10 protein-coding genes are annotated in these 12,102 nt (G+C 66.2%); 6 read left to right on the top strand and 4 right to left on the bottom strand.

Translation table 11 applies throughout. The features are described 5' to 3' along the window. Positions 1 to 73: 73 nt before the first annotated feature. Complete coding sequence (locus BKA16_RS00610) at positions 74 to 853, top strand: FadR/GntR family transcriptional regulator (protein WP_183368748.1); 780 nt, start codon at positions 74 to 76, stop codon at positions 851 to 853. Positions 854 to 1,035: 182 nt separating this feature from the next. On the opposite strand, the gene BKA16_RS00605 is transcribed toward BKA16_RS00610, so the two are convergent. After that, positions 1,036 to 1,806: an SDR family NAD(P)-dependent oxidoreductase gene (locus BKA16_RS00605; protein WP_183368747.1), complete on the bottom strand. Its 771-nt coding sequence runs from the start codon at positions 1,804 to 1,806 to the stop codon at positions 1,036 to 1,038. A 133-nt stretch (positions 1,807 to 1,939) separates the two neighbouring features. Here BKA16_RS00605 and BKA16_RS00600 point away from each other — a divergent pair, with 133 nt between their 5' ends. Beyond that, positions 1,940 to 3,394: an NAD-dependent succinate-semialdehyde dehydrogenase gene (locus BKA16_RS00600; RefSeq protein ID WP_343067588.1), complete on the top strand. Its 1,455-nt coding sequence runs from the start codon at positions 1,940 to 1,942 to the stop codon at positions 3,392 to 3,394. Between the two features lie 223 nt (positions 3,395 to 3,617). Here BKA16_RS00600 and BKA16_RS00595 read toward each other — a convergent pair whose 3' ends face one another. Then, a complete protein-coding gene (locus BKA16_RS00595; RefSeq protein ID WP_183368746.1) occupies positions 3,618 to 5,255 on the bottom strand; it encodes an FAD-dependent oxidoreductase in 1,638 nt (545 codons plus the stop codon). A 166-nt stretch (positions 5,256 to 5,421) separates the two neighbouring features. Between BKA16_RS00595 and BKA16_RS00590 the strand changes: the two genes are divergently transcribed. From BKA16_RS00590 to BKA16_RS00580, 3 genes are read left to right on the top strand one after another with little or no spacing between them, the layout of a single operon-like run. Then, on the top strand, positions 5,422 to 6,501 hold the full coding sequence (locus tag BKA16_RS00590) for a cupin domain-containing protein (protein ID WP_183368745.1): 1,080 nt from the start codon (positions 5,422 to 5,424) through the stop codon (positions 6,499 to 6,501). Then, positions 6,498 to 7,376 (top strand): fumarylacetoacetate hydrolase family protein, encoded by an 879-nt coding sequence (locus tag BKA16_RS00585; protein ID WP_183368744.1) that lies wholly within the window; start codon positions 6,498 to 6,500, stop codon positions 7,374 to 7,376. The genes BKA16_RS00590 and BKA16_RS00585 overlap by 4 nt, the downstream gene beginning before the upstream one ends. Before the next feature lie 20 nt (positions 7,377 to 7,396). Next, positions 7,397 to 8,536, top strand: a complete 1,140-nt coding sequence (locus tag BKA16_RS00580) for a PrpF domain-containing protein (protein WP_183368743.1) — start codon at positions 7,397 to 7,399, stop codon at positions 8,534 to 8,536. 164 nt (positions 8,537 to 8,700) lie between these two features. Here BKA16_RS00580 and BKA16_RS00575 read toward each other — a convergent pair whose 3' ends face one another. Then, positions 8,701 to 10,107, bottom strand: a complete 1,407-nt coding sequence (locus BKA16_RS00575) for an IS1380 family transposase (RefSeq protein ID WP_183368742.1) — start codon at positions 10,105 to 10,107, stop codon at positions 8,701 to 8,703. A gap of 261 nt (positions 10,108 to 10,368) precedes the next feature. Here BKA16_RS00575 and BKA16_RS00570 point away from each other — a divergent pair, with 261 nt between their 5' ends. Continuing rightward, complete coding sequence (locus tag BKA16_RS00570) at positions 10,369 to 11,079, top strand: PaaI family thioesterase (RefSeq protein WP_183368741.1); 711 nt, start codon at positions 10,369 to 10,371, stop codon at positions 11,077 to 11,079. Positions 11,080 to 11,228: 149 nt separating this feature from the next. On the opposite strand, the gene BKA16_RS00565 is transcribed toward BKA16_RS00570, so the two are convergent. Next, entirely contained in the window at positions 11,229 to 12,080 is an 852-nt protein-coding gene (locus BKA16_RS00565; protein WP_183368740.1) for an enoyl-CoA hydratase-related protein, read from the bottom strand. Between the last annotated feature and the right edge of the window lie 22 nt (positions 12,081 to 12,102).

Genomic DNA, 12,102 nt, shown 5'->3' with positions numbered 1-12,102 from the left:
TCGCGGTACGATGGCGTGAAACTCAATGAGCGCTCCGTGTCCGAGGCGGGCCACTACCGATTGGGGAGGGAACATGGCCGATAAGGTGCAGTCCGCTGGTGATTCGTTCGAGTCGTTGAGCGGTGACGACACTCCGCTCTTCACTCGAGTGAAGCCGCGTCGAGGGTTCGAACACGTCTCGGAGCAGATCCGGGCCGCCGTCACCGAGGGACGGATCAAACCGGGTGGACGGCTGCCCGCCGAGCGCGACATGGCGGAGATCTTCGGAGTCAGCCGGCAGGGTGTCCGTGAAGCACTCCGTGGCCTCGAGATGAGCGGCATGGTCGAGTCCAGGCCGGGTGTCAACGGCGGTGTGTTCATCAGGCCCGGCGACCCGGCCGTCGTCACACGCGCCGTGAATGACCTCGCGTCCTTGGGGGCGCTCTCGTCGGAGAGCCTTCTGGAAGCTCGAATCCTCTTGACCTCCGATGTGATTCGTCTCGTCTGTGAGCGCGCGACGGAGGAGGACTTCGTGCGGCTCGACGAGGACATCGCGAAGGTGGAGCGGTACACGGACTCGATCGAAGAGGTCGGCAGCACTAGAACGATCCGGATCACGCACTTCTACACGCTCCTCGCGGAGGCCACGCACAACGAAGTGCTCGTCATGCTCATGAACTCGCTCGCCAGCGTCGTGCAGGCGCGCATAACACGCGTGAGTCCGCGGCCGTTGACGAATGTCGGGGAGATGCGTCGACAGTTCGTGGCCAGTCTGCGGGAACGAGACGCGGAGGCCGCGATCACGCAGATGTCGGCCCATCTCAAGCGACTGGAGGAACAACTCAGCGAGCGAGAGCAGGAACTCGCGGGCTGAGTGTCGGCGAATGTCATGGTCCGACCGCCGCGGATGTCGGGGCGTGAGTTCGGTACCGAGGGCAGCGCGCACCCGTGGTAATGGGGCCGTCGTTCCGGGGTGTTGCCCGGCATGACGGCCCCATCACCATCCGCGGCGCCGCGCCGACCGAGTGGTGAGGCTCGGTCGACGCGGGACCAGGTTCAGCGAGCGACCAGGCCGCCGTCGACTGGCATCGCGATGCCGGTGACGAACGACGCGTCGTCTGAGAGCAGCCAGAGCGCGGCGTGTGCGATCTCTTCGGGCCTGCCGGGGCGCCCCATCGGGATGGCCGACACGAAGCGCGCCTCGGTCTCCTCTTTGGTGAACCGGCCGTCGGACTTCATGAAGTCGTTGTAGAGCATCGGGGTGGCGACCATCGACGGACAGATGGAGTTCACCCGGATGCCGTCCGTGGCGTAACGAACTGCGAGGCCCTTGGTCAGGCCGACGAGCGCGGCCTTCACCGATGAGTAGACGGGGCTCTGCAGCGATCCCACGAGTGCGACGGCGGACGAGGTGAACACGATCGATCCGGAGCCGTTCTCCTTCATCGCCGTCACGGCACGGCCCGAGAGGATGGTGTGCTGGGTGATGTTGAGATCGGTGACGGTGCGGAAGTGGTCGAGATCGAAGTCTTCGACGTCGCTCGGACCCGGCATTCCCGCGTGGCTCCAGAATCCGTCGAGCCCGCCGAGCCACTCGACCGACCGATCGAAGACATCGCCGGTGGCCGCGGCGTCGGAGAGGTCGGCGACGAATGCTTCCACCTTGCCGCCGGCGGCGGTGACCTCGTCGACGAGTCTCTCCAGGGCGGGGCCGTCTCGGTCGACGGCCGCGACGGTGGCCCCCTCCCTGGTGAACAGGTCCACTCCCGCTCGGCCCATGCCGGACGCGGCCGCGGTGATCATGATCTTCTTATCGGCCAGGCGCATTGCTTCCACTTCCTTGTCGGACTACATTATGAACGTGAATCCATTGGTTTGACCATTTGACTGTAGCATTCATAGTATCCGCACAACACGGGTGCGGAACCTCAAGTAGGAGGCTGGAGTGACAAGCTCGACCATTACCGAGAGCGCAGCGCTCGCGGCTGCTCCGATGGAGTTGTTCATCGGTGGGCAGTGGCGGAAGGCGACGGGCGAGGCGACGTTCGACGTGCTCGATCCGTCGACCGGCACGCCGCTGTGCAAGATCGCGGACGCGAACGTCGACGACGCGCTGTCCGCACTCGACGCGGCAGTGGATGCGCAGGCCGCATTCGCCGCGACGAGTCCGCGCGCCCGTTCCCGGATGCTGTACCGCACGTGGGAGCTGCTCGGCGAGCGCAAGGACGAACTCGCGGTCCTGATGACGCTCGAAGCGGGCAAGCCCGTCGCCGAGAGCGCGGCCGAGATCGAGCTCGCCCGCGAGTTCGTCCTGCATTTCGCCGAAGAGGCGGTCCGTATCTCCGGCAACTATCAGGAGGCGCCGAACGGCGGCAGTCGGATGATCGTGCTGCATCAGCCGGTAGGCCCGACGCTCCTCGTCACTCCGTGGAACTTCCCGATGTCGATGGGCTGCCGCAAGGTCGCGCCGGCGATCGCGGCGGGCTGCACCGTCGTGGTGAAGCCCGCGAAGGAGACCCCGCTGACGATGCTCGCGCTTGCCGAGATCTTCCGTGAGGCCGGTGTGCCCGCCGGGGCGGTCAACGTGGTGACCACCAGTTCGTCGTCGTCGGTCATCGGTCCGCTGATCGGCTCGGGCAAGGCGCGCAAGCTCTCGTTCACGGGATCGACCGAGGTCGGCAAGCTGCTTCTCGCACAGGCGTCAGAGCACGTCATGAAGACGTCCATGGAGTTGGGCGGCAATGCGCCGTTCATCGTCTTCGACGATGCGGACCTCGACAACGCGCTCGAGGGGATCATGCTGACCAAGATGCGCAACGCCGGGGAGACCTGCACCGCCGCGAATCGCATCTTCGTCCACAGCTCGGTCATCGACGAGTTCTCGACTCGCCTGGCCGAGCGCATGTCCGGATTCACGATGGGACGCGGCGTCGACGACGGCGTCGATCTGGGCCCGCTGATCAATGCTCGACAGCAGTCCAGCGTCGCCGGTCAGGTGGACGATGCGGTGGAGCGAGGCGCGGAGCTCGTCGTCGGCGGCACGATCCCGGATCGAGCGGGCTTCTTCTACGAACCGACCGTTCTGAAGAACGTTCCCGCGGGATCGCGGATCCTCAAGGAGGAGATCTTCGGCCCGGTGACGCCGTTGGTCGCCTTCGATACGGAAGAGGAGGTGATCGCCCTGGCTAACGATACGGAGTACGGCCTCGTGTCATACATCTTCACCGAGAATCTGCGCCGGGCGATCCGGGTGTCCGAGGCCATGGAGTCGGGGATGGTCGGGCTGAACCAGGGCAGCGTGTCCAACGCCGCCGCTCCGTTCGGCGGTGTGAAGCAGTCCGGTCTCGGCCGTGAAGGCGGACCGGAAGGGATCGCCGAGTTCCTCGAGACCAAGTTCATCGCGATGCAGGTCTGATCCGGTCTTCTCGCATCGACGCTCCGGGCCGAGGACGCGGTCCGGAGCGTCGGGGTATGGATGGCGATCGGGCGTTGTCCACGAGCATCCTCTGCCTCGCTCGGCGGCTCCGTTGATCCGACGCGGTGGACGGTTCCGACAGCTCACGTCCCATCGACGACGGCGCCGAGCCGGTCGAGGACCGGATCGGCGCCGTCTCGCGCGCTCTGGGAGGGTATCGGGCCTATCCGAGTGTCGCCAGAACCTGACGGCCAGCGACACGACGTACGAGTGACGCGGGGTCGGCGGGGGCGTCGTGACCTCGCCACGCCACCGATCCGTCGGGGCGTACGAGCGTGAGCGGAGTCCCGTAGAGCTCGCGGACTTCGGCGTTGTCGATGTCGACGAGGCGGAGCGGGATCCCGGCGTCTGTCGCGGCTTGCGTCAGATCTCCCGTGTCGATGCCGCCGTCGAAGCGCATCAGGACGAACTCCTTGCCGAACTCGTCCAGGGTCGACCGGTCCTCGGCGAGCCACGCGTGCGGCGCACGGGATCCCGGACGCGCGTTCTGCTCGTAGGTCTGCACGGTGAGCGGAGGCATCGGCGACCCGTCGGGCACGACGATCGGTGAGCCCTCGTACACGTATCCCAGGTGGATGCCGATGCTGTGCCATTCGCGCTTCATCGCTTCGGTGTAGGCGTCGCCGTACTCTCGGCGCGCGGCCTCCGTCTCGGGGCTGTCGTCGTCGAAGACCTCGGGCTTCGGTTTCGCCACGCGTGGACCCAGCATGCGCCTGAGGTTGTCTCCCGACTCCGTCACGTTGCGAATGGCGATGGGGCGCTGTTCGTACTCGTAACTGTCGAGAAGCACCTCCCCGCCCCACCCCTGGATGACGGCGGCGAGCTTCCACGACAGATTGACGGCGTCGAGAAGGCCGGTGTTCATGCCGAAGCCTCCCGTCGGGGAGGTCAGGTGGGCGGAGTCCCCGGCGAGGAACACGCGGCCTGACCGATACGAGTCGGCGACCAGCTGACGACGCACCCACGGGAGCATGGACAGGATCGTGAAGTCGAACTCTCGCCCCACGGCGCGGACGACGGCCGCACGCATCTCGTCCTCGGACACATCGCGTTGGGTCTCATCGCCGATGAGCGAGAATCGCCAATGATCCCGACCGTTGATCGCCACCAGGGTCGCCCAGGTCCCTTCGGGGCCGATGAAGATGTACCGGTAGGCCGGCGCCGTCGTGTGGAGGTCTTCGAGGCCGTCGCACTCGATGATCGCATTCGACGTGTACGTCAGTGCACCTTCACCGCTCATCTCGATCCCGAGTCGGTTGCGCACCGTGCTGTCGCCTCCGTCCGAACCGACCAAGAAGTCGGCCTCGACGTCGTAGGTGGTGTCGGCGACCCTGTCGCGCAGCGTCGCGGTCACGTGATCGCCGTGGTCGACGAAGCTCACGAGCTCGGTCCGGTAGCGGATCTCGGAGTCCCCGGTCGACCCGGCGAAGCGCTTCAGCACGGGATCGAAGAAGTTCTGCGGGCATCGTTCACGATGTTCGGGGCTCTGCAGCGGGTTCTTCTCATCCTTCGGCGCCGGAAACTCCTCGCGACCGAACTCGTAGCCGTTGAGGTTCGTGACCCAGGCGCAGTCCTGGATGTAGTCGCGGTTGTACCCGGCCGAATGGACGTCGTCGGTGATGCCCCATCGGCGGCAGAACTCCATCGAACGAATGCCGATCATGTCCATCTTCGGTTGGAAGATCGTTCCGCCGCGCGCCTCTACGAGCAGCGATTTCACTCCGCGGTATCCGAGGTCGCCTGCGAGCGCGAGTCCGACGGGGCCTCCGCCCACGATCAGAACCGGGATCCTGTCTGCCATGTCTCCACCTTTCAGTTGCCGGAGTCTGGAGGTCGCCTCAACTATCGGTCAAACCATTGGACCATGTCAATGGGCGACCCATTGTCTTGACGTTCTGGCGAGCGCGGTCTTAGCATTGACTGAATGGTTCGACCATTTGGTGAAGGTTCTATGACGAGGAGGAACGGTGACCGAGACCACTACGCGTTCGAGTGACGTAGAGGCCCGTCGGCGACTGCGGGACAGGCTCGGCAAGGACGGGCTGCGGATCTCTCAGCCTGATGAGCCGCCACTGTTCACACGCCGACCGGAGTCGACGATGCGGCCCATGCATTGGAAATGGGCCGATCTCAGGGGATATCTGGAGGAGCTCGGTCGGGTGCTCGACCTCACTCCCGGCGGTGACCGCAGAACGCTACGACTGGCGAACCCCGGTCTCGAGTACGGGACCACCCCGACGTTCTGGGCGTCGATCCAGTACATCAATCCCGGCGAGGTCGCCACTGCGCACCGCCACACTCCGGACGCGTTCCGGTTCATCATGCACGGCGACGGCTGTTCGACGACGGTCGAGGGCGAGAACTACCTGATGAACGAGGGCGACTTGGTCTTGACTCCGAACTGGATGTACCACGACCACGTCCATCACGGTGACGAACCGATGATCTGGCTCGATGTTCTGGACGTCTCGGTCATGAAGAAGCTCCACAACATTCACTTCGATCCGCTCCCCACCGACACCCAGGTCGTCGGCGAGTACCCGGAGACGTCGTACCGCTCATTCGGCTCGGGCACGATGCGGCCGGTGGGACGAGTCGAGCGACCGTTCGGGAATCCATTGCTCGCCTACCCGAAGGCCCAGACCGACAGCGCCATGGAGATGGCGAAGGGTCTCGAGCCCGACCCCGTCGACGATGTGATCCTCGAGTATCAGGATCCGACCACAGGCGGTTCGGCTCTCCCGTCGTTGTCGATGAAGTCGCAGATCATCCGGCCGGGGTTCGAGGGCAGGGCGCATCGCCACACCGGGAGCAAGGTGTACTACGTCACCGAGGGGTCCGGTACGACGGTCGTCGAGGGGCACCGTTTCGACTGGGCGGAGGGCGACTTCTTCTCGATTCCGCCGTGGGCGACGCACCGGCACCTCAACGGGGGCACGGAGGAAGCGAAGCTCTTCCGGGTCGACGACAGTCCGATCTTCCGCTACCTGAGGACCTTTCACGAGGAGATCCTCGACGACGCGGGCGAAGCAGAGGTCCAGCGATGAGGCTCGCAGTCTTCGACGATTTCCGAATCGGAGTCGTCGACGGGGACTCCGTCCGAGACGTCACGTCGGTGGTGCCGACGATATTCGACGAATGGCCGGAGCAGCGGATGAACTGGTTGATCCGCAACTGGGCGTCGGCGCAGTCGGCAGTGGCGATTGCAGAGGGCGGCGTCCGGTCGCTGTCCGACGTCGCGCTGCGAGCACCGAACCCGGCGCCGCCCCAGGTCTTCGCCATACCTGCGAACTACCGGGCGCACCTGGGGGAGATCGGCGACAGATCGATCACGACGGGAGGCCGTACGGCGCGCGACGTGGGGTTCTTCCTCAAAGCGGCAGGGTCGGTGTCCGGTCCCGCCGACGGCATCGAACTGCCCGCGGGTTCGACCCGCCGATTCGACCACGAATGCGAACTGGCCGTCGTGATGGCCTCTGGCGGCCGCAACATCCCGCGTGCCGAGGCGATGTCGCACGTCTTCGGGTACTCGGCGCTGGTGGACCTGACGATGCGCATCGACCCGGGCGAGCACGAAGAGGACCGGTCTCTGCGGAAGTCCTTCTCGACGTTCACGCCGGTCGGTCCGTGGTTGATGACGGCCGACGAGGTCGGCGAGGTCGACACCCTGCGGTCGAGTCTCTCGGTGAACGGCGAGGTGCGGCAGGGTGCGCAGATGTCCGACATGATCGTCGGCATCGCCGAAGCCGTCGAACTGATCTCCTCCGTCGTCGAGATCAAGCCCGGCGATCTCATCGCGTCCGGTACACCGAAGGGCGTCGGGCCGGTGAGGCCCGGTGACGAGGTCGTGATCGAGATCGACCGAATCGGCGCGATGCGCCTGGCGGTCTCCGAGGGTGCGCCGGCGCCCAGGCCGTTCTGAGCGAAGTAGAAGGAGGCACGGTGCGACATCCAGTGGCGGCCGCGTTCGTACGTGGCGGAACCAGCAAGGGTCTCGTGTTTCACCGGGAGGATCTGCCGGACGACCGAGCCGATCGGGACGCGCTCTTCCTGCGCGCGATGGGGAGCCCGGACGAGTACGGGCGCCAACTCGACGGCATGGGCGGCGGGATCTCGTCGCTCTCCAAAGTGTGTGTCGTAGGTCCGCCGACCCACCCCGATGCCGACGTCGACTACCTGTTCGGGCAGGTCCAGGTCGACACGGCGAGCGTCGACTACGGCGGAAACTGCGGAAACATGTCGTCGGCGATCGGTCCGTTCGCGGTGGATGAGGGCATCGTTCCCGTACCCGCGGACGGACAAGCGCGGGTCCGCATCCACAATGTCAACACCGGCAAGCTGATCGCATCGACGTTCTCGGTCCGTAACGGTCGCAGCGTCGTGGACGGAGACTATGCGATCAAAGGAGTGTCGGGTACCGCCGCACCGGTGCGTCTGGACTTCCTCGACCCCGGGGGCGCGGTGACCGGGAGACTGCTGCCGACCGGGAACAGTCGTGACAGGGTCGACGTGGACTCGATCGGAGCCGTCGAGGTGTCGTACGTCGACGCGGCGAATCCGTGCGTGTTCGTGCCGGCCGAGGCGCTGTCGCTGGTCGGCACCGAGTCTCCTGAGGAGATCGAGGCGGCGCCGGGCCTTCTCGATCGGCTGGAGACGATCCGGCGCGCAGCAGCCGTCGCCATGCGGATCGCCGCCACTGTCGAGGAGGCCGCGGCGAATCGGCTGGTCCCGTTCATCGCGGTGGTCGGTCCGCCCGCGACGTACCGCACCCTCTCGAACGAGCATGTCGCATCCGATGACGTGGACGTGATCGTTCGTTTCATATCCAGCGGACGGCCGCACCGAGCGGTTCCGGTCACGGGCGCGCTCTGCTCGTCGATCGCGGCCCGCCTGCCGGGGACCGTCGTGAACGATGCCGCGCGTCCCGCGTCCTCGTCGGCGGACCCGATCCGGATCGGTACGCCGTCCGGTGTTCTCGATGCGAATGCGGCCGTCGCGGACACCGCGGACGGGTGGCGGGCCGTGCACGCCTCGACCTACCGCACCACTCGACGGCTGTTCGACGGGTACGTGTATGCCTGATGCACGGGCGGCGTGCGCTCTAAGCCTCGATCCACCGATGAGTCCTGGGTGGGCGGGGTCGGTGTGATCGCCGCCTGGTGAGGTAGCGGGGGCAGGGCTGGGTTCCGGGCGTCGCATCCCGGTCGTCCACTGGGTCTCGGTCGTGCCGCGGGTTGCGGCGGTGGTCAGCTGGCCGTTGCCGGTGGTGGTGCGTGCGTGACGGCGAACAGTCGTGCGAAGGCGGTCTGCCAGGGCCAGGCCTCGGGCAGGTGCAACGTGACCCGGCGCGCGGAGCGTGCCAGGCGTGCGGGAATGTGGATGAGGGTGCGGCGGATGGTCGCGGTCGTGGCTCTCGCGAGTCGTCCGGCGCGGTCGGCGATGACCCCGGCCGTGCGGGTGAGGTTGAACGTGATCACGGCGAGGACGAGCCAGGCGCTGTTCGCGGTGAACACCCCGGAGGGCAGGTGCGCGAGTGGCCCGTTCTTCAGGTCGGCGTGGACTTGCTCGATGATCGCGTGGCCGCGGTGGGTCTTGTCCGCGGCAACGGTGTCCGTGACGTTCTTGTCGGTGGTGGTGAAGAACGCGTGGTGCCGCCAGGTGTCGAACAGTGTCGGCTGCTCCACCTTGTTCGGGTTCAGGTCAGGGATCCGGCGCACCACGAGCCGCCCCGCGATTTGCTCCGCCTTCTTCCTCGAGCGGAACGCAGTGAACGGGATCTCGGCGACCTCGGCCTTCGAGATCAGTTGCCCGGTGGTCTCGTCACGGATCGCGTCGGTGTACTCGATCATCTCCCATGCGTCATCGGGGATGGTAGCGATCGCGGCTTTCACCGCCGGATCCATCCGCACCGTGACCGACACGTCCGCGCCAGCGCTGATCGCGGTGCCGATGGTGGCGTGGCCGTAGAACGCGGAGTCCGCGCGCAGCAACGGCCTGGCACCGCTGCCGGGGTTCGAGCGGCGGAGGGTGGCGAGGGCGTCGCCGACGATCCGCGCGGCGCCTTTCGGGGACCCGATCTTGCCCTGCCGCAACCGCTGGGCGAGGATCACCGGCGCCGACGAGGTCGTCGATGCCGTGGCGAGGAGTGCGTTCAGGCCGCGGACGCCGGAGTACCCGAACGAGGCGCCCTGCTTCTGATACCCGTGGACTTCGATGATGGTGTCGTCCAGATCCACCATCACCTGCTCATCGCCGTGCGCGTGCAGCAGCGGCGCCGTCGAAACGAGGCTCTGAAGCACCCGGGAGGCGATGGCGTCGAGTTGGCGGACATGTCCGAAGGTGAACGCGCGCAGGAACGATCCCAGCGTCGACGGCGCGTAGGTCCTCGCGAACAACCGGCCCATTCCGCCGTGGCGGAGCAGGTTCATGTCGTCGATCGAGTCCGCCCCGGCGAGCATCCCCGCCACCAACGCCATCACCTTGCCGCCGGCGTTGGAGCCCTTGTCCGTCGGCACCGTCAACCGGGCCTGCGACAGCGAAACGAGCCCCGCGGCCCGCGCGAGTCGCAGCATCGGGACCAGGCCGACCGCCGACACGACATTCGGGTCATCGAACACTGCCGACACCGCGGCGGGAGCGTGCTTGAATTGCATCTACGAGATGCCTCTCTGGCTGGGCGAATAGGACCTTAGACAAGCTCTATTCTTCCCGGTCAGAGGGGCATCTCTGCGTCAGGACACCCGCTGAACACCCCGACTCATCGGTGGATCGAGGCTAAGAAGCACGAACCGCACAGCCTGTCGCCGGGAGTCGTGATGGTCATGGATCCGACGTCGTGGGGGCCTCGGCACCCCGCGGACGTCCTCACTGGATGTCGAGTCGTGGAAGCCGTGTCGGGGCGGTCGAGGGTCGTGATGCCGATTCCCGATCTGTTCCGTATGCGTGAGCTCGCATGGAGCTGGCTCGGAGTGCTCGCCGACGTGTCCGCCGCGCAAGCCGTCGGATCGATGCTGCCGGCGGACACGGCCATTCGGACGGTCGGACTTCGATTGGACACGATCGGAGATCTTCCCGCCGTCGGAGTCGACGTGACGGCGGTGGGGACGTCGATGGCGGTGGATGAGCACTACGGGCTCGGTCGGGCGACACTGATCGGTCCCGGGGGCACGGCCATCGCGGTCTGCACCGCGCGGTTCGCGGTGGTCGGAGTGTCTGTCGATGAAGCGCGCTCGACAATCGACGGTCTGACCCCGCCCGGCAGGCCCATCGACATCGACGACCTGTTCGGCAGCCGTGTCGAATCGATCTCCGACGGCCGGGCCGTGATGGTCGCGCACCCTTCGAAGCCGGTGTCCAACCACGTGGGGATCGTCCACGGCGGGCTGCACGCGGTGATGGCTGATCGAGTGATGCGCGAGGCCCTGCCGTCGTCCCGGATGCGGATGCTCGACCTCACTGTCGGGTATCAGCGGCCGATCACCGTCGCCGACGACGAGTCCGGTGCGGTGATGCTGCGTGCGGACCTGGAGCGAACCGGTCGACGTGTCACGACGGTCCGCGCCCGGATCGAGTCGTCGTCGGGCCGTTTGCTGACCAACGTGTTCGGCACGTATTCGGCGACGTAGCAAGGCCGGTGCAGGTGTCGCCGTTCCAGTGTGCTTCGGCCGGGGGCCTCGGCCGGCTCGACGGCCGAGACGTCCCGTCCGCAGGGCATCCCGGCAGCGGTCCTGGACGCGAGGGTCGTACGTACGGTCTTGATCGAGCGGCCCCGATCCTAGGGACGCGGCTCGAGAACCGGGTCGGCGAATCGCGGCGCGCGTCGTTCGTTGTATGCCGCGATGCCTTCCTGGAAGTCGGGCTGACGCATGAAGTGATCGATGATCCCCTTGGATCCGTCGATCGCCGAACGCGGGCTGAGATGCAGCAGCTCCGAGTACATCTGGCGTTTCGCCGACGTGACCGATGCCGGTGAGACCTGCTCGGCGATCATGCGGGCCGTCTTGTATACCTCGTCCATCAGCTCGTCCTTCGGGAACAACCCGTTGAGGAAGCCCATGCGGTCCAATTCCTGCGAGTAGACGATCCTCCCGGTGAACAGGATGTCGGCGCTGTGCGTCGTCCCGATGATGCGCGGCAGGATCCACGACAGTCCGTACTCGGCGGGAAGTCCGAGCCGCGGAGTCGAAGTGGTGAACTTGACGTTCTCGGCGGCGAACCTCAGATCGCAGAACGAGACGATGGCCGCCGCGATACCCGCGCAGGCGCCGTTGATCGCGGCGATCACCGGGACGCGCAGTCCCCAATGCCAGATGAGGTCGGTCTCGAACTCGTCGTTCACCCCGGCGCCGGGCTGAGCGGCGTGACTCTGGTCGACGGTGTCGGCGTAGTCGCGGTCGTTCGTCGTGTAGAAATTGAGCGCCTTGGTGTCGGCGCCGACGCAGAACTGGTCGCCCGTTCCGGTGACGACCACGACGCGGACCTTGGGATCGCGATCGAGTGTGTTCATGATCCACCGATACTCGGTGTTCATGAGGTTGGTCCACGAGTTCCCGCGACCTGGCCGATGAAACCAGACAGTGGCGACGCCGTCGTCGTCGATCCGGTACTTGGTTACCTTGAGTTCCATGATGACTCCTCGTCTATGGCGC

The sequence above is a fragment of the Gordonia humi genome, assembly GCF_014197435.1.
GTDB classification, from domain to species: Bacteria; Actinomycetota; Actinomycetes; order Mycobacteriales; family Mycobacteriaceae; genus Gordonia; species Gordonia humi.
This window is presented reverse-complemented; position numbering and strand designations above follow the sequence as displayed.

What these genes read in the sequence shown, in the direction of transcription:
- BKA16_RS00610 (WP_183368748.1), top strand. Translation starts at nt 74, where the DNA reads ATGGCCGATAAGGTGCAGTCCGCTGGTGATTCGTTCGAGTCGTTGAGC.
- BKA16_RS00605 (WP_183368747.1), bottom strand. Translation starts at nt 1,806, where the DNA reads ATGCGCCTGGCCGATAAGAAGATCATGATCACCGCGGCCGCGTCCGGC.
- BKA16_RS00595 (WP_183368746.1), bottom strand. Translation starts at nt 5,255, where the DNA reads ATGGCAGACAGGATCCCGGTTCTGATCGTGGGCGGAGGCCCCGTCGGA.
- BKA16_RS00585 (WP_183368744.1), top strand. Translation starts at nt 6,498, where the DNA reads ATGAGGCTCGCAGTCTTCGACGATTTCCGAATCGGAGTCGTCGACGGG.
- BKA16_RS00575 (WP_183368742.1), bottom strand. Translation starts at nt 10,107, where the DNA reads ATGCAATTCAAGCACGCTCCCGCCGCGGTGTCGGCAGTGTTCGATGAC.
- BKA16_RS00570 (WP_183368741.1), top strand. Translation starts at nt 10,369, where the DNA reads ATGCCGATTCCCGATCTGTTCCGTATGCGTGAGCTCGCATGGAGCTGG.
- BKA16_RS00565 (WP_183368740.1), bottom strand. Translation starts at nt 12,080, where the DNA reads ATGGAACTCAAGGTAACCAAGTACCGGATCGACGACGACGGCGTCGCC.